A 24202-nucleotide genomic window follows, 5' to 3' on the forward strand; every position below is an offset into this window, starting at 1 on the left:
GGCTTAAAAGAGTTATTGTTTTTTTATTTTCAAAGTAAACCGAAAAAAATATTAATTTATTTTTTATAATCAAATAATTAATTGAAAGCAGAAATTGATTATCTAATAAAATCTTTATTAAAAGAAAATCTTGCAATGACAATAGATGATTTATACTATAAAAAATAGAATATATTTTATAGTATATTACTGAGTTCTGAGTTTTCATATTTAAACTATTATATATTATATATATTTTTTGTCAAGAATATATAAATGAATTTATTTTATTGCATAAAAAACATATAAGATAATAACCCAATTATATTTTTCATTCCAATGCTTGATTTGATAGTAAAAATTATATATAAAAATCAAATTAAAGGCATAAAACTAATAACAAGATATTATATTACTAATAAATATTAAAGTTAATAATTTTTTAATAATTGTACTAAAACAAAATAAATTGTATAATATATAATGATATTATATAGTTGGAGATATCATGGATTTTACTATACCTTATGAAAATGAAATTGATGAAAAAGATAAAACTATAATACAAGAATATATACTTAACAATATAAAGGATTATGAAAATAATTCAACTAAATTAACAGAACTTATTATAGAAGCTGTATCATCTTTAAGTGCAGGAAAATCCAGAACTGAGTATCTAGCCAAGCAAGGTTTTTTACAGAATATAATTAACTCTATGACAGGACAAAACAGAAAAATAAGAGGAGAAATAGATTATAATTATGCCGTAGTAAAAAATGCCTCATTAAAAATGATAGAATATTTAGCTAATCAAAATAAAATTACCTATGAAGGGCTTATATATTTAAATAATAAATTAAACAATATAGAAAAAAATATTGAAGAAGAATTAATCGCAATATGCAATAATGTAAGAGAATCATTTAATGTAATACTTAATAAAATTAATAAAGAGTCAAACAGAATAGATTCATTAGAAAAAAAAGTTCAATTATTAGAGTTTAAAGCGGCATCCAATATTCTTGAATTTGATAATATAAAATATATTGATATGGATAATATAGAAAAGATTATATGTTTAAGCAATGATCTATTTACAAAAATATCAAATGTAAATAATGCAGACAATAATATACCAAAAGAAAATATTTACATGATAAAATCTATATTATTTGATTTTAATATTGATATGAATCAAAAAATAAAAGTAAATGATATATACTATAAATTAATAGAAAAACCTAATTTTATAAACAAACTTTTTTTGAACACACAAAACAATATAAATACTTATGAATATATTACACCTATATTAAGCGGAATAAAAAAGATAGAAAAATTGGATAAAGAAGAAAACTACATAATAAATACTATAATAAAAATTAATCCTAACATAAATATAAAAGATATAAAAATTGACTTAGTAAATGAATATGGAATAAACATATCTAATTTTGATTATAATTCTGAAATTACAAATTATGATATTATTGTGCTAATTATAAATGAGCTTAAAATGATATCCAAAAATTTTAATACTCCAATAAAATATTCAGATGAAAAAAAATCTATAGAATCAGCTAATAAATATTTTGAACAAAAAAAATATAAAAAGGCAATGATTCAATGCGATTTAATATTATCAAAAGATAAAAAGAATAAAGAAGCACATCATATAAAAATAGAAAGTTTATACCAGCTTCTAATTAAAGAGGTAAAAAATTTTGAATCGCCTTTATGCTATAAAGAAATAGCTAAAATATATTTAATTAAAAAAGACTATGAAAACACATTAAAATATTTAAATAAATATTTTGACTCATACTCATCAAATAAGGAAATATTTAAATACAAAGAGAAGCTTCAATTTCAATACAAAAAAATAATGGAATATGAAGAGAAAACTAATAAGAAGCTTGAAAAAATTACAGATAAGAATAAGAGAGATTATTTAGAGTTTATAAATGACTTTTGGGGAGTGTATTTAAATAAAATTTAATTCTCATATTTGGAGATTCTATGAAAAAATTAGGTTTAGTTTTAGGCGGTGGCGGCGGACTTGGAAGCTATCAAATAGGAGTATGGAAAGCTTTAAGAGAATATGAAGTTGATAAAATGATTAAAGCAATATCCGGTACTTCTGTAGGTGTTCTCAATGCATGTTTAATAGCACAAAATAATTATGATATAGCAGAATATATTTGGACTAATGAAATAGAAGATAAAATACTTTCAAAAAAGAAAATGGATAGAGAAAACAATTATATATCTTCAAATGGTATATTCAGCAGAAAAGGCTTAATCGAGATAATAGAAAAATATTTAAATATTGATATCATCATAAATTATGAATATCCAATATATGCTACAGCGGTAAATTTAAAAAACATTGATGCTGAATATTTTAAATTAAATAATAAATCATCAAAAGAAATAAAAGAAATAATGATGGCTACAAGTGCAATACCTGTTATATTCGGAAGGCAGACTATAGAAGGAGTTGATTATGTAGACGGCGGAGTTGAGATATTAAAAGGAAATAATCTTCCATTAAAACCATTATATTATGAAGAAAAATGCGATGAAATAATAGCTATTAATTTATATAAAGAAAGCACTAGAGAAAAATTCAATGACTGTAAAGTCTATGAAATAGTACCGAGCCATGATATAGGCAACTTCTTTAACGGTGCTATGGATTTCTCGCTGGAAGGAGCTAAAATTCGTATTCAGGAAGGCTATAATGATGCAAAAAATATGCTTAGAGAAATATTTAAAATGGGAAAAATACAATTAGATAATTTAGAAAATAATAACATGCTTTATATGTACGAAAATGAAAATGAAGAAGAAAGAAAGAAAATCAAAAATAAATTAAACAAAGCAATAGATAGTTTAAAATTAAATGATGACAATTAATAATTAAATGATATTTATCATATGCTATTTACTATTTTTGTATATTAAAGTATACTAGTATAGTTTTAAAAATTATTTTATTCATTTTTAATTTAATTATAGAGAGGTTGTATACATGTTGGATAATAATAAAAAAAGTATTGGAAATAATAGTTTAATATTTAAATTTTTAATACCATATATGGCTGCCTTATTTATAATTTGTACAGCCATATATATTTTATATTTTCCTCAGTATAAAATGAGATTTATCAGTTCAAATCAATATAATGCATCTAATATTTCATCTGAAATAGAAAATAATATTTCTTACTTATACGGAAAAATAAATATATTTTGTTCTTATTTAGAAAAAGAAACAAACAGTGATAACTTATTAAATGTATTCAACAATATCATCAAAAATGAACCTAATTTAGTAAATATATTTTATGCTGATACAATACCCTACAAAGACGGAGGAACAGTATTAAATACACTTGGATCATTACCAAGCGACTATGATCAAACATCAAGAGAATGGTATAAAAATGCCATAACTTCAAAAGAAATAGTCATATCAGAACCTTATATAGATATTATTACTAAATCTATCATAGTAACTTTTTCAAAAACTATATATGTGAATGGACAGCTTTCTGGTGTAGTAGGAATAGATGTTGATTTTTCTAAAATTATATCTTCTGCATTAGAGGAAGCCAAAAAATACAGCTATAATATAAATATTATTAACAAAGAAGGATTGTACATATATAATGAAAATCAAAATTCTATATTAAAAGAAAATATATTTAATAATAAAGAAATATCATCTCATAAAAATGATATTATGAACAATAATAATTATGCATGGATAGATAAAAAATTATCATATATATCTTCAAAAATAAAAAACACTAATTGGAATATAATTCTTAGTATAGAAAATAAAGAATTAAATTTATCATTATTAAAATTGCTTATACTTATAATATCTGTATTTATATTATTATCAGCCATAGAGGCAGTATTAGTCATAGTCATAGCAAAACCTATATCAAATACTTTAGATAATACCATTTCAACAATAAAATCTATGTCCAAAGGTAATTTTAATACGCATTTTGATGAAAAAGAATTAAATAAAAAAGATCAAACAGGCGATGTGATAAGATCGCTTAATGATATGCAAAATAAACTAGGTGATATTATTTATAGCATGAAAGATAATATAAATGGAATTAATAGCTCTGTTAATATTATAACAAACGGAAATATAGACTTATCTGACAGATCTGTATCACAGGCAAGCTCTTTAGAAGAGTTAACAAGGTCAATAGAATTTGTATTTTCATCATTGAAAGACACTGCTGAAAATGCTGGAAATGCCAAAAACATGAGTGAAAAAGTATCAAATGCCACAAGAAACGGAGTTAATGCTATAAATGCCACATCAGAAAATATGGCTTTGATATCTGAGGCTAGTAAAAAGATTTCGGACATTACAAAAATAATAGAATCTATAGCTTTCCAAACTAATATATTGGCTTTGAATGCCTCTGTTGAAGCTGCTAGAGCTGGAGATCAGGGAAAGGGATTTGCCGTTGTTGCAAGCGAAGTTAGAAACCTTGCAATTAATGTTGGAAATGCTGCTAAGGATATAACAGCAATAGCTAATGAAACTGTTGAAAAAATAAATAATGGAAGCGCATCTGTACAGGCTTCATCATACATACTTAACCAAATAGAATCATCTGTTAATGATGTTCTAACACTATTAACAGAAATATCAAGTGCTATTATAGAAGAAGAAAACAGTCTCTCTCAAATTAATACCGCTGTTATAGAAATCAATAAAATAACTCAGGATACTTCTAAAATAGCAAATGACGGAGCAAATGCAAGCAAAGATATGCTTGATAAATCCAATAACATAGTAGAACAAGTTTCTTATTTTCATTTTAATTAAAATTAATAGTTATATATAATAATTTTGCTATTTATATATAACTATTAAGGAATAATTAATTAAATAATTCAATTTTTTTTATAAAAAAATATTATTCATATTGAAAAATATAAAATATTATTCTATTATATTAAAATAAATTATCAATAAAAGTAGGAGATTATTACATGAAAAAATTATTTTTAATGTTATTAATGAGTGCTTCAGCATTTGCAGCTGGAGGTTTTGAAGTGTCATTCAATATTCCGGTATTAATTTCTTTAGGAATACCTATTGGAAATACTGGAGAAAAACGTGATGTTAGCGGAGGTGCTGATACAGGAATTACGGCTCAGCTTGGATACGGATTATATTTAGAAAACGGACTAGGCTTTAGCATATTAGGAGAAGTAGGATATGCTTTTAATCAATTTGTCAATTATTATCCTAATAGACCAAATGAAGAATTATTTTATTATTCATTTCATAGTTTGCAGTTAGGTTTGCTTCCTAAATTTAACATTGGAAAGTTCGCTATAGGTTTAGGAGGAGGAGTTAAAATACCATTTTCTGGATACATAATGAGATATAATGAATACTCATCTTCAGAAAGAAATTATCATTATAAGGATGTAAATTTCTCATATATACATAATACTTATAATCAAATGTTTGTTATCCCTTATGTAAAATTAACTTTTGATTTTTACACACCAAATTTTGATGGGGAATCAGGTAAAATGGATGCTGGAATAGGTATATATCTAGGATATGATTTCGGACCTAAAGCTAAAAATAATATAGGAACGGACAGCTTCAGTATAGGAGCTCAATTCAGCTTTAGATTAAAACCAACTAATTAATATTAATATAAAAAATAGCAATAAGCATTGATTAGATATATAAATTTAATCAATGCTTTTTTATTTTAAGGTTTTAATTTTTAGTCTTTGATAATAAAGTAATATCAGATATTCTCATATTTTTATCAACAGCCTTGCACATATCCCATATAGTAAGAGCCGCAATACTAACCGCAGTTAATGCTTCCATCTCTATACCTGTTTTATAACTGCATCTGCAATAAGATTTTATAACTATTCCGTCATCTTCTAAAGTAAAGTCTAAAGATACTTTTTCTATATTAATATTATGACATAAAGGTATAAGCTCAGAAGTGTGTTTAGCTCCCATAATGCCTGCAATTCTAGCAGCTGATATAACATCTCCTTTCTTTATATTATTTTCTTCTATCAATTTAAGAGTATCTTTTGATAAATATATTTTTCCTGATGCTTCCGCAGTTCTTTTTACAATATCTTTATCACCTACATCAACCATATTAGCATTGCCACTTTCATCTATATGCGTTAATTTATCACTCATTTTTATAACCTCAATTTTTATTTAATTAACCGCCTATCATACTTAATGATTCAGCATCACTATAAGCACCATTTTCAGGCTTTCCTTCAATACATTTTATTATAGAACTTCTTATATCATTAAAATCAACTTTGAATTTTATATTACTATGCAAACAGCTTAATAAATATCCGTCAGATAGTAATCTTATTCTATTGCAGTATTTGCATTTTGCAGGTCTGTCATAATCTGCAGAATCTATTTTCTGACTGTTAATATCATAATACTGAATAGTTTGAAGTTTAGCATTTATATTTTCAGCATATTTTTTTAATAAAGGTAATTCTTCTATGCTTTTTTCATCATAAACAACAACATTAATCTTTAATTGAAAACCCAATTCAGAAGCTATTTTTATTCCTTTCATAGCATCGTATAAACTTCCGCCTCTTGTAATATATTTATATCTTTCACTGTCTAAAGTATCAAGAGATATATTAATGGAATCAAGACCTACATTTTTTAATTTCTCTGCAATGCCTTCAAGTAAAACTGCATTAGTTGTCATAGCTATTATATCAACTTTTTCTATACTTCTAATCATAGCTACAAGCTCATCAATATTTTTTCGTACTAAAGGCTCGCCTCCTGTTATTCTAACTTTTTTAATTCCTAGTTCAGAAGCCTCTTTAACCACATCATATATTTGCTCATAACTCAAAATTTGATTATGTGCTTTTTTTATAATACCTTCTTCAGGCATACAGTATACGCATCTCAAATTACATCTGTCAGTAACAGAAACTCTTATATAATTTATCTCTCTATTAAAGGAATCTAACATCAACCATACTTCCTTTTACAATATCTGAAATTCCAATATCTATTTTTAATATGCCATTAGCCTCAGAAAATGATGATATCATAGAAGAATTATTATATTTTATAAGCTTCACTAATAATTTTGTATCATCAAAAAACAATCGTACAGGTACATATTCAAGCCTTTCAGCATCTTTTCTTTTAAAGTCTTCAGTGATTAAAGCCTTTATATAATTAGTGTCATAATTTATTCCTAAGCAGCTAAATATATAAGGCTTAACCATTATTTCAAAAGTCATAAAAGCAGAAACCGTATTACCCGGCAAAGCAAACACCGCCTTTTTACCTAATTTACCAAAAAATAAAGGTTTTCCTGGTTTCATAGCAATACCATGAAATATTTGATTAACTCCAAGATCCAATAACTCTTTATGTACATAATCAAAATCTCCCATAGATACTCCGCCGCTTATAAGAACAATATCATTCTCATCTAATGCCTTTGAAAGTATTTCTCTTATTTCTTTTTCATCATCATTAACTTTACCATAAAATTTAGTATTACATGATAAAGAAGAAGTTATAGCCGCAAGCATCGGAGCATTAGCATCATATATCTGACCTTCTTTTAAACTTTCGCCTATATTTGCTATTTCATTACCTGTGGATATTACAGCAGTATTTATTTTATTTTTCACTTCTATATTAGAATAACCAAATCCTGCAAGTATAGCAACATCTTTAGGCAAAAGTATTTTCTTATCCAATACTTTATCTCCAGATTTTTTATTATTACCTTTTTTTATTACATTATTAGTTATTTCTTTTTTAGTGAAATTAATAACTGTTTTAGAATTTTCTTTTACCTCCTCTACCCACTCCACTCTCTGAACAGCATCGCAATTTTCAGGAAGCATAGCACCTGTCATTATTTTAACACATTCTCCGCTTTTAACTTCAATTTTATTGCAAAGTCCAGCATATATAATTTTATCTTCTATTAAAACATAACTATTTTTATTTTCATCTTCTTTTTTATAAGCATATCCGTCCATAGAAGATTTATTGAAAGGAGGATCATCATTCAAAGCATAAACATCATCAGCTAAAACTCTGTTATAAGAATCAAGCACTGATATTTTTTCATTGCCATAATCTTCAGAATTTGTTAATACTAATTCCAAAGCCTCATTAGGATGTAAAAAAGTTCTAGCCATATAAACTCCTATTATTGCAATATATATAATTTCATAAAGTTATAGTTATAAAAATTATAGTTTTTTTATTAAAGTTTTTTAATTGCATTAACTCTCTTATAAGAGTAAATTTCTGCAATTATTAAATACTTATAGTTCATACTTTCCGAATAACATTGTAATTGATAATAAATTAATTTTTTATTTTTCTTCTATTCTCTGCTTTTGCTCTTACAAGTATAAGTTCTGCTGCTATACTTATTGCTATTTCTTCTGTAGTCTCTGCACCTATTGCTATCCCTATTGGAGCATGCACTTTCGATATACTTTCATCAGTATAATTTTCTTCTTTTTTTAATCTGTCATGCAATGTTTTTATTTTATTCTTACTTCCTATCATTCCAATATATAAAGCATCAGTTTTTAAAGCATTTTTTTCAACTATATAATCATGAGAATGTCCTCTTGTAACTATTACTATATAATCTTTATCACTAATATTTATTTTATCAAAAACATTTTCATAATCTTCTACTATTATTTTACTAGCATTAGGAAATCTATCTTTATTTGCAAACTCTTCTCTATCATCTATAACAATACAATTAAAACCTATTCTATACAAAACTTCTACCAAATCATAAGATACATGTCCTCCGCCGAATATATAAACATTGCTTTCCTTATCTTCAATTTCTTTTTTTATATTATTTATTATATCTTTATTATTATTTAAATATATAAATGATATCTCAGCACTTCCTCCGCATACCATACCAATTCCGCCAGCTTCCTGAGGAGTTAAATTATATTTTTTATTAGAAGTTTCTTTATTATCTAAAAATACATAAGCATCTTTTAAAGCTTCAAATTCCAATAAACCTCCGCCTATAGTACCAATATTTTTCTCTTTATTATCTTCTCTATAAGCTATCATAAAGGCATCTAATGTTCTTGGAGCAGATCCTGATATTTTAAGTATTTTTATTAGTTCTGTTTCTATATTATTATTTACAAGTTCCAAAGCCTTATCTAATATTTGCTTATTATTCATTTTCATTTCTCATTACAAATAGTTTCTATAATATTATAATAAATTTTTTGTAATTTTTAAATAAAATTCTAAAAAAAAATTATATTTATATTGAATATTTTATTTTTTTGTATAAACTTCTAAATAATAATACTTTTTTATTAAATATAAGCAGAATTGCATTATGGAAAAGAAATATTTCAAACTAATTTCATTAAATATATCCAAAGAAACAGGTACAATAAAAACTCCTGTAGAAAGTATAACTTTGGTAGAAGATAAAGGCGTTCTTAATGATGCCCATTTTAATAAGTTAAAAGACAGACAAGTTTCTCTGCTTGCCATTGAAGATATAGAATACACAAATGATAAAATGCAAGCCAATCTCAAACCGGGTGATTTTGCAGAAAATATAACAACAAAAGACATTGAGCTTTATAAACTGCCTATAGGAACAAAAATGTATATAGGAGATACTATAGTGGAAGTTTCTAAAATAGGAAAGGCATGTCATAATGGATGCGATATAAAGCAATTAGTGGGCGACTGCATTATGCCGAAAAAAGGTATATTTGTAAGAGTTGTTAAAGGCGGTGAAATAAAAATTGAAGATACTTGTTATTACTGTGTCTGACAGAGCTTTCAAAGGCATATATGAAGATAAATCCGGTGCTGTCATAGTAAAAACTCTTGAAGATAATTTTAAAGATAAAATTGAAAATATAAAAAAAATAATAGTTCCAGATGAATATGATATAATATTAAAAGCCTTAAATGAAAATAAAAATAACTTTGATATTATAATAACTACAGGAGGAACCGGCTTATCTCAAAGAGATGTAACTCCTGAAGCAACAGAGGCATTTTGTAAAAAAGAAGTAAGAGGAATATCTGATTATTTAAGACAAGAGTCAATAAAAGACACAATATTTGCTGCTTTATCAAGAGGATATGCAGGGATTAATGATAATGTATTTGTAGTTAATTTTCCCGGAAGCAAAAAAGGTGCTGAATACTGCACTAATTTACTGATACCTTTACTAGAACATATCATTAGTATGATGAAAGGTGAAGGGCATTAAATATTTTTAATATAAAAAATAAAATAATTTTAAAGGTGTTGCTATGAAAAAAATAATATTTATAACTTTATTAATATCTTATTTATTTGTATCATGCGGTTCTTCAAATACTGCACAAACTAATACAGAAAATAAAGAAATATTAGTATTGGCTGCTGCAAGTTTAACTGATGTACTTACAGAATTAGCTGACAATTATAAAACAGAAACAGGAACAACTGTTACATTCTCATTTGCTTCATCAGGAGCTTTACAAACTCAAATAGAAGCAGGAGTACCGGCTGATATTTTCTTTTCGGCAGCACAAAAACAAATGGATGCCTTACAAGAAAAAGACTTAATTGATGCAGATACAAGAAAAGATTTGCTTGAAAATAAAGTTGTATTAATATCTCCAAGTAATTCAGATTTAAATATAAAATCATTTACAGATATAACAAATTCAAATATTACTAAAGTAGGATTAGGAGAACCAAAAAGCGTGCCTGTAGGACAGTATTCTGAAGAAATATTAAGTAATTTATCCATACTTGATGCTGTTAAACAAAAGGCAGTTTACGGTTCTGATGTTAGAAATGTACTTTCTTGGGTAGAAACAGGAGAAGTTGACTCTGGTATAGTTTATGCTACCGATGCACAAATAGCAAAAAATATAAATATAATAGCAGAAGCTCCTGAAGGCAGTCATAAAAAAGTTATTTACCCTATAGCTATAGTAAAATCTTCAGAAAATAAAGAAGAAGCTAAAAAGTTTATAGATTATATATCTAATGACAAAGCTATAGAAACATTCAAAAAATACGGTTTTACTGTAATACAATAAATAAACATGGAATATTCTCCATTAATTTTATCTATAAAAACAGCATTATATTCCACAATAATAACTTTTTTTATAGGAATATACGCAGCTATTATAGTAGTAAAAATTAAAAAATTTTCATCTCTTTTTGATATAATATTTACACTTCCGCTTGTGCTTCCTCCTACAGTTGTGGGATTTTTTCTATTATTATTGTTTGGAAGAAATTCTTTTATAGGAGGCATAGTTGGTAAATTAGGATTTCCTTTTGTATTTACATTAAGAGGTGCAGTATTAGCTTCATTTATAGTATCATTTCCTATAATGTATAGAACTTCAAAAGGTGCATTCGAGCAAATCGATAAAAACATAATAAATGCAGCAAGAACATTAGGAAAATCAGAAAATTGGATATTTTGGAGAGTAATACTTCCAAATACTTGGCATTCTATACTTGGAGGTACTATACTATCATTTACAAGGGCATTGGGAGAATTTGGTGCTACTATAATGATAGCAGGAAATATACCAAAAAAAACACAAACTATGTCATTAGCCGTATATACTGCAGTTCAGGCTGGAGACAGAGAACTAGCTTTTAAATGGGTTATGATAATTGTGTCAATATCATTTATAAGCATAATGATTATGAATATTATACTGCCTATTTCTGATAGTATAAAAAAAAGATTATGAGGTTTTATATTGAGTTTAATAGTTGATATAAAAAAGAAGCTATCTAATTTTGATTTAGACTTGCAGTTTGAAGTAAAAAGAGAAGTATTTTCTATACTCGGAGCATCTGGAAGCGGTAAAAGTATGGCTTTAAAATGTATTGCAGGAATTGAAAAACCTGACAGCGGATATATAGAATTTAATGGAAATGTTTTTTATGATTCTAAGAAACATATTAATATAAAACCTCAAAAAAGAAATGTAGGTTTTTTATTTCAAAATTATGCTTTATTTCCAAATATGACAGTTGAAGAAAATATTAAATGCGGTATAAGAGATAAAAAAAATAATATTGACATTAAAAGCATAATGAATAAATTTTTTATATATGATATTAAAAATAAAAAGCCAAGAGAAATATCAGGAGGAGAACAGCAAAGAACTGCATTAGCAAGAATATTTGTATCATCTCCTAGTATATTAATGCTTGATGAGCCTTTGAGTGCTTTAGATTATCATATAAAATGGGAACTAGAAAAATTTATTTTATCAGCTATAAAAGAGTTTGATGGCACTACTTTATTTGTATCGCATAACAGAGATGAGGTTTACAGACTATCAGACAATATAGGAATAATAAATAAAGGAAAATTCGATATAATAGATTCTAAATATAACCTTTTTGAAAATCCTAAAACATACTTCTCAGCACTTCTTACAGGATATAAAAATTTTTCAAGAATAAAAATATTAGAAAATAGCAAAATAGAATGCATTGATTGGAATATTAATTTAACTATTGAAAATAATAATCTAAAAAATATAGAAAATGCTAATTATATAGGAATGCGTCCTTATTCTTTTTTTGATTATGATGATGATAAAAAAAGTGATATATATATAAAATCAAAAATAACAAATATTACAGAAGATATGTTTTCATATATTATAACTTTAGTGCCGGTAAACAGCGAAAACCAAATAACTTGGAGGCTCGATAAGGATAAATATAAAAATGATTATAAACTTGGAAAAGAAATAAATTTAGGTTTTGAAAGTAATGACATAATATTTTTAAAATAAATAAAAGCAGCAGGATAAAATCCAGCCGCTTTTATAAAAATGCATCATCAATTAATCATCAAATTTTTGTCTCATAATCTGTCCGTTTCCTGTTACCATAAGCTCCATCATATTATTTAATTTTAATTTATAGTTTCCCCACTCTTTTTCTGCATCAATTATAGCAGCCTGAGGATATGCATTTCTTACAGCCTGTATAACAGCAGCAGGAAAAGCAGCATCTGGTATAGGAGCATATTCACTATCTATATTATCCCAATCTCCATTACCTAAAAAGTCTATAGACACACCATTTGACAACTGCACATCAAATTTTCTTCCGTCTCTTTCAACTTTCCAAATTTGAGCTCCAGGAAATACTCTTTGTATAAATGCTGATGCTTGCTGAGGCAATGCTGAAGGCGGAACCACCATATCAGCAAAAAGGCTTGAAGCTGATAAAATAAATAATGATGCTAAAAAGATAGATAATTTTTTCATGATTTACTCTCCTTAAATATTGATATATGTAAATTATCTTTACAATTATAAGTATAGCACTTTTAGTATATTTGTCAAGTTTTTTTACAATATTTTTACTATTTTTTTACAATATTTTCTATTTTTTTTATTAATTCTTTTAAATCTTTGGGTAAAGGAGCTTTTACTTTGATTATTTCATCAGTGATTGGGTGATTAAATTTAAGACTATAGGCATGTAAAGCCTGTCTATTGAAAAAACCTTCAGGAATAATACCTTTTTCTATAAAATCATCAAAAACTTTAGGACCATACTTTCCATATATTTTATCACCTATCATAAAAAAACCTTTAGAATATAAATGCACTCTTATCTGATGCATTCTTCCCGTATAAAGTCTTGCCATAACAATAGCATAATCCCCAATTCTTCTTATGGTTTTAAAAGAAGTTTTTGAATATTTTGAGCCTTCTATATTTTCTTTATGAAGTGTTTGAAATCTTCTGTAATATTCATGTCCGCTTTCAAGCATATAGCCTTCAACGGTAAATTTATCTTCTATATCTTTAGCATTTTCTATTAGAGCAATATATGTTTTTTTTATTGAATTTCTTTTATACTGCTTTCCATTCACTTTTCTTCCTGCAAGCATAGCACAGAAATTCGATGCCGATTTGCTGCTTCTTGAAAGAACTACACATCCGCTGGTTTCTCTGTCTATTCTATTAAGCATATTTATATTGCTATTGAGCATATTTTTTACTATTGTATGAAGTGTATTATGATAATATTTACCAGAAGGTATAACAGGCAAATTAGCAGGTTTATTCGCTACTATTAAATCTCCGTCATCATATACTATAGATACATTTTTATCAACTTCAGGCTCTTTCATTCCTATAATATGATAAGCTATCTCATCGCCTTTTTTGACAGTTCTTGTATACTTCACTTTACTATTATTAAGAAGAACTAAACCCTGCCCTATTAAATCCTGCCATTTATTTCTTGAATAATAAGAAAATCTCTCTCCCATATATTTATCTAATCTTGTATTTTCTTCGATATCCTCTTCTATGCGGCATTTTCTTATTACAGATTTTTTATATAATTCTTCTATATTTTCATTCAATTTATTTTTTTTCTTTTTCATGAATATGATTATACTAAGAGTATAAAGATTTGTCAAAATATTTATTATTATTTCTAATATTACTAATAAAAATTACATATTAATTTTAAAGATATAAACAATAAACTAGCAACTGATTAAAAAAGCTGCTAGATGTTTTTTAGCGAGCTTATACTATTAATAATAAAAAATTATTATTTCGGATTGATGATTCTTAAAAATTTAGTATAAAAAGGAGTTGAGAAAGTTACAGAATCCCCCTTAAATACAGATACAATTTCACCATTTTTCACTTCAATTTTTCTTCCTTCATAATGAATAATGAGAGTTCCTTCCAAAACAACATACATTTCATCATATCCAAGCACGCATTGCATATCTGTATTATTCAATTCCATTAATAAACATTTTAAATGACATCTCTCATACTCATTAAAAACATCAGTTACATAAGAATTATCTTCATACTTTATTTTATTAGAATCTATATCAGAGATTGATTTTTTTACTAATGTTTTTTTATGATTATTTGAAGCATCTAGTTTATATCCGGAAGCAGTACCTGTATGCAGAAAATCACAAACAGCTTTATTTACAATAGACTCAATATTTTTTATATCTTCCATAACGGTAAAACTCCTTTAATATATTAAGGTATGATACTCCATATATCATCATGAGGCTTTGCAATAATAGCATGACGGCATTTAGCATTTAATTTTTCTACAGCCGTCTCAGCACTTTTTACAGCCTCTTTAATGTTAGATATACTGCCTGCTATAATTATAACAACTATTCCAGCTCCTATAAGTTCTTTATCTATAACTTTAACATCAGATGCATTCAATAAAGTATCCAAAGCACTAATTGTAGCAATATATCCTGTAGTTTCTATTATTCCAATAGATAAATTTAAATTTTCCATTTAAAAATTTTTATGAATTAATCCTTTTTAATACTTCAACTATAACATTTTTTATAATTTTTTCATCGGTTATATTACATTTATTCACCAAAATTTTTATTGTCTGCTTAACTATTTCAGCAGTATCATTATTCTTGTCAGCAATATCATTACTACTGCAATTACAATTTTCATCACCATATACTATTTTTATTCTCTTTGATCTTATAATATCCATAGCACTTGGAGTAAAAATAACATTAGAAGGCACATATATAGTATCAGAATTACAATTTATAAGTTCATGAATATTCTGAGTATTATAAACTATTTTATTTTTATTCATAATATACACTCCCAAAATCATAAAATAGAATTATATAATTCATCTATAGGCGAAGGCAATATACAATAATCAACTATAAGTCCCTCATCTTCAGCCCTCTTCATTCCTGCTTTAACCGCTTCTTCAACAGCACTTACCTTACCTGTCAAAGTAATATATGATTTTCCTCCTATAGCAAAACCAAGCCTTACATTAACAAGAGAAACATCACTTGCCTTAGCAGCATCATCAGCCCCTTGTACAGCTGAAGCTATAGAAAAATATTCTATAACACCAATAGCCTCTCTAGGAAAATCATACAAAGTACCATTAATAGCTTCTATTACACTTTCATGAATATTAGCTATAACAAAAGAATTAATCACAGAAACACCGCCTATTTCAATACCAGCTTTTTTAGATGACTCCACCGCCCCTACATCTCCGCAGAATATAACAATATATTTTCCTGGACATACAGAATGGGATCTTAAAATTTTAACATTGGCAGCTTTTCCTATATGATCTGTAACTAATATACCTCTAGCTATACTATTTAATTCTATCATTCCTATAGACTTCATTTAACACTTCCCCCATTTATAACTATTTTTTCAGTATCAACAGACTCTACAATACCATTTATACTAGAATGTATATTAGCCCCAACTTTATCCATAGGTACTGCAGCTATAATTTGTCCCTCATTAACTGAATCCCCAACCTGTACAACAGCTTCAGCAGGCATTCCTATATGCTGTCTTAATTCTATAGATACCTTTGAAACATTTATTTCTTTAGGATTATCCATGTCAGCTTCAACATGAGAATATTTATCTAATCCTAAAATAGTAGTCAATCTATTTGTTGATACTCTCCTATACTCTATAGAAGGATGTACTCCATGATCTTTTACATTCCTATCAGGTTTAATATTAGCCTTTCTTAAAAGAGATTTAACATATATATTCATATTAGCAGGATTTATGCCCATAGGACAGGAATAAAGCTCACATATTCCGCATTCACAGCAGAAATTTGCTTCTTTAAGTTTATCTAAAGTATGTTCGCTATTATTTTCTATATTTTCCAAATCGGCAAAAGCAACTGTACGCATAACTAAATGAGGATTAATTTTATGACCAATTAAATTTCTAGGGCATAATTCAGAACATGCACTGCATTGTATGCAAGAGCATTTTGCCATAGCCACAATTTTAGAGTAATTTATTTGTTTCTTTTTTACTAAATAATGATCTTCATCAATAACTATCAATGCACCTGTTGTTTTTTTAACATAGAGATTATTAGTTTCAGTTATATGATAATATCTGCCCATCATAGGACCTCCTACTATCACATATTTATTATCATCTTTTACATTTACTTGATGAAGGATCTCTCTTAAATTCGCCCCAATAGGCACTTTAACAATACAAGGATTTTCAACTTCTCCTAATATTGACATATATTTTGAAATTACAGGTTTATCGCTTAAGCTGTCATAAATATTACATAAAGTAGCAACATTAAATACCACGCATCCAACCTCTAAAGGTATACCACCTGCTTTAATAACTCTCTTAGTAATATTATATACTAAAGTTTGCTCATCACCTAAAGGATAAAAACTTTTAAATGCTTTTATTTCTATAGGAACATTTTCTTTTTTAATAGCTTCTTCTAAAGCATTTATCTGCTTCACATACTTTTTCTTTGTTCCTATGATTATATGTTCTGCAGATATTTCTTTACCTATAATAGACAATGCCTTCACTATCTTTTCAGCATATTTAAGCATAAGAAATTGATCCGTTTGTAAAAGTGGCTCACATTCAGCTGCATTAGCTATTAAATATTCTACTTTTTCCGGAAGTTTTATATGTGATGGAAAACCAGCTCCGCCGGCACCCACAATACCAGCATTATATATTTTTTCTTTCAAGCTCATATATAAACCTTTATTTTTTTATTTATTTAAATCTACCTGATCCACTATACCAACTATAACTGCATCTATAGGCAGCATATTTTTATCTCCCTGAGCATTTCTAGCACCGCTTCCTGAAGTAATAATAACTATATCATCAATACCAGCACCTATATAATCACAAGCCACAACAATATTTAATTCTTTATTGGTATCAGGTTCAAAAACTCTAGTTATTAAAAGTTTGCTTCCGGATAAAGCTTCCTCTTTTTTAGTAGCCCATACACTTCCTATTACTTTTGCTAATACCATTGATAATCCCTCTTTATTATTTATTCATATAGAATATTTATTTTATTTTCTTTAATATAATCCATAACAAGCGGAGTAATAATTGCATTACTGCTGATTTTTATACTTGAATAATCATTAATAATATCAACTATATCGCTTTTAGTAATAACTTTCTTATCTTGAAAATTAAAACAATTTCCTGAACTAATGATATTTTTATCATCATTTATTTTTTTGTATTTTCTAAAGTATGATAAAAAATTGCTTTTATCCAATATAATAAGTCCGTAAGATTTAGCTGTATTTTCTAATTCCAATAACTTAGAGAATAATTGACTAGAAGCAGTATTTTTATAATTATCAAATTTTTCATTATTCTTTAAGGCTATAACCTTTTTACCGGATAATAAAGCATTAATTATAAAAGAAACATTTTCATTTTTGTATAGAATATTAGATATGCATGATAAAATCTCTGCTGATAAATCATCTATTATGACAGCAGAGTAACTATCAATATTAATATCATTTGCAGAAGATGCTATATTTAAATTGTATCCGATATTTTCTAATTCATTTTTAAAACAAAAACTATCAGACAGAACAAATATAGAATCTATACAAGTTTTATTTAATTGATTTATTACTTCTAATACAATTTTTTTTAATGTTAAATCGTCCATACTTACTCTAAGCCTTTGTTATTATTTACTAAGCTCATAGCTATACCTAAAGGAGTAACTAAAAAAGGATTTTTCGGTTTTATAGTATGCACATTGGTTTCTTTTTCTATAATACTCTCAAATCCATCTAAACAAACTGTACCGCCTACCAAACATATCAAATCAACATTATAGTCTTTTATATGTCTGCTTATTATACTTCCTACTTTCTGTATAACAGGCATAACTATTCTAAATATTTCTTTTGAATTGTTTTTATCTTTCTTTCTATTTTCTGCTTCATTAAAAGGAATTCCATAATTACCAGCAATAGTAAGAGTAAAATGAGTTCCTCCTGTAGGTTCATCAGCTGTATATATCATCTTTCCATCATTAAATATAGCAATACCTGTAGTACCGCCTCCAACATCAACAACAGCACCATTTTTTATATTTAATATATAATTGGCAGCTTCAGGTTCCTCTATAACATTCAAAACTTCAAAACCAGCACTTTCAGCTACATATCTATGCGTAGCAACCGACTTATTATTAACTCCGGGAGGCATAGCAATAGCCGCATTTATAAGCTCAACTCCAAGCCTATTTTCCAATTTTCCTTTTAATTCCCTAACAATAGAACAAGCTCTTGAATAATCAACAACTAGTCCGTCCCTTACAACTTCAGCATATTGTAATTCAGCAGCTATAGGCTTTCCATTAGAATCAACAACTACTAATACAATATATGCTGTACCTAAATCTACTCCTACATATAACTTATCATTTATATTGAAATCATTTACTTTTTCTATGCACTCAGTAGTTTCATCTATAAGTGAATTAACATGTTCAAATGAAAAACTCATAAAATGATTTCTCCATAACCTTGATTAAGCAAACCGCATGCATTAGCTTCATCAAAATCTATATGCATAGCAGGCATAAATCTATCACTTACCCTTGCAACAACCTCATCAAATATTAAAGCTCTAACACCATAAACTTTAACTTTAACAATCTGACCATTTTCTATATTCCATTCTTCAGCATCTTTCTTTCTTAAATGAATATGCCTTTTTGCAATTATAACAGAATTTCTAGCTTCTATGCGTCCCTTCTCACCAGCAATAATGATACTTCCAGCACCTTGAAGATATCCAGACTCATTAATTGTAACATCTTTAACACCTAAAGCCCTAGCATCAGACAAAGATAATTCAACTTGCGTATCATTTCTAGTAGGTCCCAATATTGCAACATTACGCATTTCAGACTTTGGTCCTATAAGTTTAACTCTCTCCCCGCTTAAATACTGCCCAGGCTGAGAAAGTTCTCTTTTAGGAGTTAAAGAATAATCAATGCCAAATAATGTTTCTAAATCTTTTTGAGACAAATGAACATGCCTAGCAGATATTTCTACTTTTATAATTCTTCTTTTACTCAGTTCATACTTAATAGAATCAGATATATTCTTAATCAAAAGCGATTGTTCATTCATTTGGTTACATCCTTACCTGTATATGCCATCAACATCAATATATATATAGCACTGCTCATGCGATTTAATAATTTTATGAGATCTTCTCTTTCATTTTTCAAAGCATTATAAGCTATTAATTCTGCTTCTCTAACTGCCGTTCTTATTAAATTAAGTTTTATAACAGTATAGGGCATATTATAATTAACAAATATATGATCACATCCAAAATACTCTTTAGGGTGATGAGATATCTTTCTTATCTCTTCTTCTGTCAAGCCGAATATAGTGTCAAATTCCAAACCTTTATTTGAAACCTCAGAATATAATATTGTATGAATAAGTTTCTGATATTTTTTTAAATATTCTAATAATTTATCCTCATGCTTTTCTTTAAAATCATATTGTATATCTATTATCAAAGCAAGAAGACTGTCTAATTTTCCTCTAAACATTATTCTAGGGTGATTCTTTTCTACTAATACATTATTATATAAATGAGTATAATTTTCAGGTTTAGTATCCAATCTCTTATTTGTTTCATAATCTATATAGTACCCCATATTCTCTATCTCTCTTATACCATAAGATTTAGGGCTTGATGTAGAACTTCCAATATTAATATTATTAGATACTGTTTTTAGTTCTATTTTGCGGGAAGCCAAATATTCTTTAGCAGAAGGCGTAACAAAAACTCCTTCCTCTATAAAATATTCTGATACATCTCTATTGAGTATTTCACTTCTGAGCATTTGTTCTGTTAAAACTTTCATAAATAAACCTATACATTATTGTTTATATTACTCTTGTTTATCACTATTATTAACAGGAGGATTATTAGGAAGCAAGGATTCCACTTCTTCATGAGGTCTTGGTATTACATGAACGCTAATAAGCTCTCCTACTTTAGCCGCTGCTGCTGCTCCGGCATCTGTTGCTGCTTTTACTGCTCCTACATCGCCTCTTACCATAATTGTTACTAAACCGCCGCCTACTAATGTTTTTCCAACTAGATTAACATTAGCTGCTTTTACCATAGCATCGGCCGCCTCTATTGCTGATACCAAACCTTTAGTTTCTATCATACCTAAAGCCATAGAACTTGCCATATTCTTTACCTCCAACAATTATTTATTTTATAATACTTTCAACTTCTTCATGAGGTCTTGGTATTACATGAACACTGATAAGCTCTCCTACTTTGGCCGCTGCTGCTGCTCCGGCATCTGTTGCTGCTTTTACTGCTCCTACATCACCTCTTACCATAATTGTTACTAAACCACCGCCTACTAATGTTTTTCCTACTAGATTAACATTAGCTGCTTTTACCATAGCATCAGCTGCCTCTATTGCTGATACCAAACCCTTAGTTTCTATCATACCTAAAGCCATAGAACTTGCCATATTCTTTACCTCCTATAATTATTTATTTTATAATACCTTCAACTTCTTCATGAGGTCTTGGTATTACATGAACGCTGATAAGCTCTCCTACTTTAGCCGCTGCTGCTGCTCCGGCATCTGTTGCTGCTTTTACTGCTCCTACATCGCCTCTTACCATAATTGTTACTAAACCGCCTCCAATTAATGTTTTTCCCACTAGATTAACATTAGCTGCTTTTACCATAGCATCGGCTGCCTCTATTGCTGATACCAAACCTTTAGTTTCTATCATACCTAAAGCCATAGAACTTGCCATATTATTTACCTCCAATAATTTTTATTATTTTATTGATTATCATTCTTTTTCTTTTTTCTTGTCTTTTTCTTTGAAACAGATTCATTAGAAGCCGTTTCACCATCTGTTTTTTTATTAACATCTTCATCAAAAAAAGATGCATTTTCAGCATTGATATTTGATGAACTTATGTCTGCATTTTCATTAATTATTTCTGTATTGCTTTCTAATTGCTTATTTTCTTCAGTATTTTTTTCTTCATTCTCTTTTATTTCTTTATTGTCATCTTCAACCGTATTATTATCAGAAGATGCATATGAAAAAAGAGTATTAAGAACCTGTTTATCCAATCTGGCTATAACATTACTGCCCAAAACTTTACCGACTTTCTCAGCAGCAGTAACTCCAGCATCGACAGCAACTTTAACAGCAGAAACATCTCCAAAAAATGACACCGCAATTCTTCCGCTTCCAACATGCATCATAGAAGGCAGAATGATATTGCTAGCCTTATTTGCTGCATCTAAAGCCTCAATAGCAGCAGTATGACCATGAGTTTCTATCATACCTAAAGCATATTCCATAATAATTAATATCCTCTTGTATATAAGTATATAAAAATATAATTATTTATCTAACAAATAATCCATTTTTTAATACGCATCTTCTTTTTCTAGTAAATGTTATTGTACTAGTAATACCATCTCCTGTACTGCTAGCCAATGTAAAGCTAGTATATCCTTCGCCTCCTAAACCTATACCGGCATAAGAAGGAGCATTCTTAACAAATATTGTTGTCTGCAATCTTCTAGGAGCTATAGTTAATCTGTCTATATGTTTAGAATGCATAGCAGCAGTATGTCTGCATCCGTTTTCTAATTTAACAGCTAACTCTAAAGCCTCATCAAAATCTTTACATCTTATTAAAGGAAGCACAGGCATCATAAGCTCTTCAACTGCAAAAGGATGTTCTTTATGAGTTTCCATGATTATAAGCCTAGGATCATAAGAACATTCTATACCTAAAGTGTCCAATATATATTTAGCATCTTTACCCACAAATTTTTTATTTACAGTTCCATCAGGATTTATAAGGGCTTTTTCTAATTTCATCATATCTTCTTTTTTAGAAATCTTAAAAGCATTATTTTTTTCCATATTAAACATTAAATAATCAAATATAGAATCAACTGCCAACACCTCTTTTTCAGCTATACAAGGCATATTATTATCTAAAGAAGCACCAGCAACTATGTCAGCAGCAGCCTGCTCAATATCGGCAGTTTCATCAACTATAACAGGCGGATTTCCTGCACCTGCCCCTATAGTTTTCTTTCCGCTTTTTAATCCCTTAATAACTATAGGCATACCGCCTGTAATACATAATGCATTTATTTTAGGGTGCTCCATCATATAATCAACTTCTTCAACTGATGCCTTTGAAATGGCAACTACTAAATTTCTCTCTCCGCCTGCCTCTATTATAGCCTCATTGATTTTACCAACAAGCCAATTAGAAACTTTTACAGCACTAGGATGCGGACTGAAAACAACACTGTTTCCGGCTGCAAGCATATTTATACTATTGCATATTATTGTTTCTGTAGGATTTGTAACAGGAGTTATAGCACCAATTACGCCAAATGGAGAAAATTCTAATAAACTTAATCCGTCATCTCCTGTTAAAGCACCTGTATGTAAATCTTCAACACCAGTGCATCTTTCTATAGCCAATGTATTTTTATTTATTTTATCCTCAACTCTTCCCATTTTACTTTCTTCTACAGCCATAACTGACATCTCTTTAATTAGAGGTCTTAATTTATTTCTTATAGAATCAGTTATTTTTTTTCTTTCAGATAAAGTAGAACATAAAAATTTTTTTTGTGCTATACTTGCATATTCAATAGCTTCTTTCATAGTATCAAATATACCAAGCGTATTTGTATTATTATTATTGGATTCCAATATGTTTATATTCTTAGCAACTTCTCTTACTATAGATTCAATCAATTTCTCATCCATAATTATATTCTCCATAAAAATTATTTATTAAATACCTCTAAAGCAGACTTAGCTATAAGAATATCTTCTTCTACAGCACCTCCGCTTATTCCAATAGCCCCTAATAATTTACCATCTTTAAATATAGGAATTCCCCCTCCGAACATCACAATCTCACCAGACATAGCAGTATCAAGTCCGTATAAACTCTCATCAATAAGTTTCTTTATTTCAGAAGTAGGAACTTTCAATGATATACTGCTGTAAGCCTTTTTAAAAGCCAATTTCTCACTTATTTTAAGAGCATTATCCATTTTACAAAAGAAAATCTCCTCACCATGGCTATTAACAATGGAAATGCAAACATCAACATGCATGCTTCCTGCCTTCTTCAAAGCCTCTAAAGCCATACTAAAAGCATCATTTAAACCAAGTTCCATAAAATTT

Annotated in this window: 31 protein-coding genes; 9 read left to right on the forward strand and 22 right to left on the reverse strand. The window is 27.9% G+C overall.

Annotation, left to right across the window (positions count from 1 at the left end):
• Nucleotides 1-487: 487 nt before the first annotated feature.
• The 4 genes from A966_RS10680 to A966_RS10695 all read left to right on the forward strand — a co-directional run bounded on the left by A966_RS10680 (nucleotide 488) and on the right by A966_RS10695 (nucleotide 5691).
• Nucleotides 488-1981 carry a hypothetical protein gene (locus A966_RS10680; RefSeq protein ID WP_008725434.1) on the forward strand — a complete coding sequence of 498 codons (1494 nt, stop codon included), beginning with the start codon at nucleotides 488-490 and terminating at the stop codon, nucleotides 1979-1981.
• 20 nt (nucleotides 1982-2001) lie between these two features.
• Nucleotides 2002-2901, forward strand: coding sequence for a patatin-like phospholipase family protein (locus A966_RS10685; RefSeq protein ID WP_008725435.1), 900 nt, complete (start codon nucleotides 2002-2004; stop codon nucleotides 2899-2901).
• A gap of 115 nt (nucleotides 2902-3016) precedes the next feature.
• A complete protein-coding gene (locus A966_RS10690; RefSeq protein WP_008725436.1) occupies nucleotides 3017-4849 on the forward strand; it encodes a methyl-accepting chemotaxis protein in 1833 nt (610 codons plus the stop codon).
• Between the two features lie 167 nt (nucleotides 4850-5016).
• The gene (locus A966_RS10695; RefSeq protein WP_008725438.1) at nucleotides 5017-5691 is read left to right on the forward strand and encodes a hypothetical protein; all 675 of its coding nucleotides are present in this window, start codon (nucleotides 5017-5019) and stop codon (nucleotides 5689-5691) included.
• Between the two features lie 73 nt (nucleotides 5692-5764).
• Here the strand turns inward: A966_RS10695 and moaC are convergent, their stop codons facing one another.
• From moaC to A966_RS10715, 4 genes are all read right to left on the reverse strand, one after another.
• Nucleotides 5765-6214, reverse strand: a complete 450-nt coding sequence (gene moaC / locus A966_RS10700) for a cyclic pyranopterin monophosphate synthase MoaC (protein ID WP_008725439.1) — start codon at nucleotides 6212-6214, stop codon at nucleotides 5765-5767.
• A 25-nt stretch (nucleotides 6215-6239) separates the two neighbouring features.
• A complete protein-coding gene (locus A966_RS10705) occupies nucleotides 6240-7037 on the reverse strand; it encodes a GTP 3',8-cyclase MoaA (RefSeq protein WP_008725440.1) in 798 nt (265 codons plus the stop codon).
• Nucleotides 7021-8232 carry a molybdopterin molybdotransferase MoeA gene (locus A966_RS10710; RefSeq protein WP_008725441.1) on the reverse strand — a complete coding sequence of 404 codons (1212 nt, stop codon included), beginning with the start codon at nucleotides 8230-8232 and terminating at the stop codon, nucleotides 7021-7023. The genes A966_RS10705 and A966_RS10710 overlap by 17 nt, the downstream gene beginning before the upstream one ends.
• 172 nt (nucleotides 8233-8404) lie before the next feature.
• Nucleotides 8405-9265: an XdhC family protein gene (locus A966_RS10715; RefSeq protein ID WP_008725442.1), complete on the reverse strand. Its 861-nt coding sequence runs from the start codon at nucleotides 9263-9265 to the stop codon at nucleotides 8405-8407.
• 163 nt (nucleotides 9266-9428) lie between these two features.
• Between A966_RS10715 and A966_RS10720 the strand changes: the two genes are divergently transcribed.
• From A966_RS10720 to A966_RS10740, 5 genes are read left to right on the forward strand one after another with little or no spacing between them, the layout of a single operon-like run.
• Nucleotides 9429-9878: an MOSC domain-containing protein gene (locus tag A966_RS10720; protein ID WP_008725443.1), complete on the forward strand. Its 450-nt coding sequence runs from the start codon at nucleotides 9429-9431 to the stop codon at nucleotides 9876-9878.
• Nucleotides 9850-10326, forward strand: coding sequence for a MogA/MoaB family molybdenum cofactor biosynthesis protein (locus A966_RS10725; protein ID WP_008725444.1), 477 nt, complete (start codon nucleotides 9850-9852; stop codon nucleotides 10324-10326). Before A966_RS10720 ends, A966_RS10725 begins: the two co-directional genes overlap by 29 nt.
• A 43-nt stretch (nucleotides 10327-10369) precedes the next feature.
• Nucleotides 10370-11149 (forward strand): molybdate ABC transporter substrate-binding protein, encoded by a 780-nt coding sequence (gene modA / locus A966_RS10730; protein ID WP_008725445.1) that lies wholly within the window; start codon nucleotides 10370-10372, stop codon nucleotides 11147-11149.
• Nucleotides 11150-11155: 6 nt separating this feature from the next.
• The gene (modB, locus tag A966_RS10735) at nucleotides 11156-11824 is read left to right on the forward strand and encodes a molybdate ABC transporter permease subunit (RefSeq protein WP_008725446.1); all 669 of its coding nucleotides are present in this window, start codon (nucleotides 11156-11158) and stop codon (nucleotides 11822-11824) included.
• Between the two features lie 9 nt (nucleotides 11825-11833).
• A complete protein-coding gene (locus tag A966_RS10740; RefSeq protein WP_008725447.1) occupies nucleotides 11834-12886 on the forward strand; it encodes a sulfate/molybdate ABC transporter ATP-binding protein in 1053 nt (350 codons plus the stop codon).
• A gap of 51 nt (nucleotides 12887-12937) precedes the next feature.
• Here A966_RS10740 and A966_RS10745 read toward each other — a convergent pair whose 3' ends face one another.
• The 18 genes from A966_RS10745 to A966_RS10830 all read right to left on the reverse strand — a co-directional run bounded on the left by A966_RS10745 (nucleotide 12938) and on the right by A966_RS10830 (nucleotide 24195).
• On the reverse strand, nucleotides 12938-13366 hold the full coding sequence (locus A966_RS10745) for a PepSY-like domain-containing protein (RefSeq protein ID WP_008725448.1): 429 nt from the start codon (nucleotides 13364-13366) through the stop codon (nucleotides 12938-12940).
• A gap of 98 nt (nucleotides 13367-13464) precedes the next feature.
• A complete protein-coding gene (locus tag A966_RS10750) occupies nucleotides 13465-14499 on the reverse strand; it encodes an RluA family pseudouridine synthase (RefSeq protein ID WP_008725451.1) in 1035 nt (344 codons plus the stop codon).
• A gap of 173 nt (nucleotides 14500-14672) precedes the next feature.
• Nucleotides 14673-15104 carry a cupin domain-containing protein gene (locus A966_RS10755; RefSeq protein ID WP_008725452.1) on the reverse strand — a complete coding sequence of 144 codons (432 nt, stop codon included), beginning with the start codon at nucleotides 15102-15104 and terminating at the stop codon, nucleotides 14673-14675.
• Between the two features lie 23 nt (nucleotides 15105-15127).
• The gene (locus A966_RS10760; RefSeq protein ID WP_008725466.1) at nucleotides 15128-15403 is read right to left on the reverse strand and encodes a BMC domain-containing protein; all 276 of its coding nucleotides are present in this window, start codon (nucleotides 15401-15403) and stop codon (nucleotides 15128-15130) included.
• Between the two features lie 10 nt (nucleotides 15404-15413).
• Nucleotides 15414-15728, reverse strand: coding sequence for a hypothetical protein (locus tag A966_RS10765; protein ID WP_008725467.1), 315 nt, complete (start codon nucleotides 15726-15728; stop codon nucleotides 15414-15416).
• A 17-nt stretch (nucleotides 15729-15745) separates the two neighbouring features.
• Nucleotides 15746-16291 carry a BMC domain-containing protein gene (locus A966_RS10770; protein WP_008725470.1) on the reverse strand — a complete coding sequence of 182 codons (546 nt, stop codon included), beginning with the start codon at nucleotides 16289-16291 and terminating at the stop codon, nucleotides 15746-15748.
• A complete protein-coding gene (locus A966_RS10775; RefSeq protein ID WP_008725472.1) occupies nucleotides 16288-17658 on the reverse strand; it encodes a 4Fe-4S dicluster domain-containing protein in 1371 nt (456 codons plus the stop codon). The genes A966_RS10770 and A966_RS10775 overlap by 4 nt, the downstream gene beginning before the upstream one ends.
• 18 nt (nucleotides 17659-17676) lie before the next feature.
• The gene (locus A966_RS10780; RefSeq protein WP_008725473.1) at nucleotides 17677-17949 is read right to left on the reverse strand and encodes a EutN/CcmL family microcompartment protein; all 273 of its coding nucleotides are present in this window, start codon (nucleotides 17947-17949) and stop codon (nucleotides 17677-17679) included.
• 20 nt (nucleotides 17950-17969) lie between these two features.
• Entirely contained in the window at nucleotides 17970-18614 is a 645-nt protein-coding gene (locus tag A966_RS10785) for a hypothetical protein (protein WP_008725475.1), read from the reverse strand.
• A 2-nt stretch (nucleotides 18615-18616) separates the two neighbouring features.
• Entirely contained in the window at nucleotides 18617-19462 is an 846-nt protein-coding gene (gene eutJ, locus A966_RS10790; protein WP_008725476.1) for an ethanolamine utilization protein EutJ, read from the reverse strand.
• Nucleotides 19459-20094, reverse strand: a complete 636-nt coding sequence (pduL, locus tag A966_RS10795) for a phosphate propanoyltransferase (protein ID WP_008725478.1) — start codon at nucleotides 20092-20094, stop codon at nucleotides 19459-19461. The genes eutJ and pduL overlap by 4 nt, the downstream gene beginning before the upstream one ends.
• On the reverse strand, nucleotides 20091-20846 hold the full coding sequence (locus A966_RS10800) for an ethanolamine utilization cobalamin adenosyltransferase (RefSeq protein ID WP_008725481.1): 756 nt from the start codon (nucleotides 20844-20846) through the stop codon (nucleotides 20091-20093). Before A966_RS10800 ends, pduL begins: the two co-directional genes overlap by 4 nt.
• Nucleotides 20847-20873: 27 nt before the next feature.
• Nucleotides 20874-21182 carry a BMC domain-containing protein gene (locus tag A966_RS10805; RefSeq protein WP_008725483.1) on the reverse strand — a complete coding sequence of 103 codons (309 nt, stop codon included), beginning with the start codon at nucleotides 21180-21182 and terminating at the stop codon, nucleotides 20874-20876.
• A gap of 22 nt (nucleotides 21183-21204) precedes the next feature.
• Nucleotides 21205-21477 (reverse strand): BMC domain-containing protein, encoded by a 273-nt coding sequence (locus tag A966_RS10810; RefSeq protein ID WP_008725485.1) that lies wholly within the window; start codon nucleotides 21475-21477, stop codon nucleotides 21205-21207.
• Between the two features lie 22 nt (nucleotides 21478-21499).
• Entirely contained in the window at nucleotides 21500-21772 is a 273-nt protein-coding gene (locus A966_RS10815; protein WP_008725487.1) for a BMC domain-containing protein, read from the reverse strand.
• 29 nt (nucleotides 21773-21801) lie between these two features.
• Nucleotides 21802-22335 (reverse strand): BMC domain-containing protein, encoded by a 534-nt coding sequence (locus tag A966_RS13975; protein WP_008725489.1) that lies wholly within the window; start codon nucleotides 22333-22335, stop codon nucleotides 21802-21804.
• Nucleotides 22336-22381: 46 nt separating this feature from the next.
• Entirely contained in the window at nucleotides 22382-23776 is a 1395-nt protein-coding gene (locus A966_RS10825) for an aldehyde dehydrogenase family protein (protein WP_008725491.1), read from the reverse strand.
• 20 nt (nucleotides 23777-23796) lie between these two features.
• Nucleotides 23797-24195 carry a GlcG/HbpS family heme-binding protein gene (locus A966_RS10830; RefSeq protein WP_008725493.1) on the reverse strand — a complete coding sequence of 133 codons (399 nt, stop codon included), beginning with the start codon at nucleotides 24193-24195 and terminating at the stop codon, nucleotides 23797-23799.
• Nucleotides 24196-24202: the final 7 nt, after the last annotated feature.

Source organism: Brachyspira hampsonii 30446, assembly GCF_000316195.1.
Lineage (GTDB): Bacteria > Spirochaetota > Brachyspiria > Brachyspirales > Brachyspiraceae > Brachyspira > Brachyspira hampsonii_C.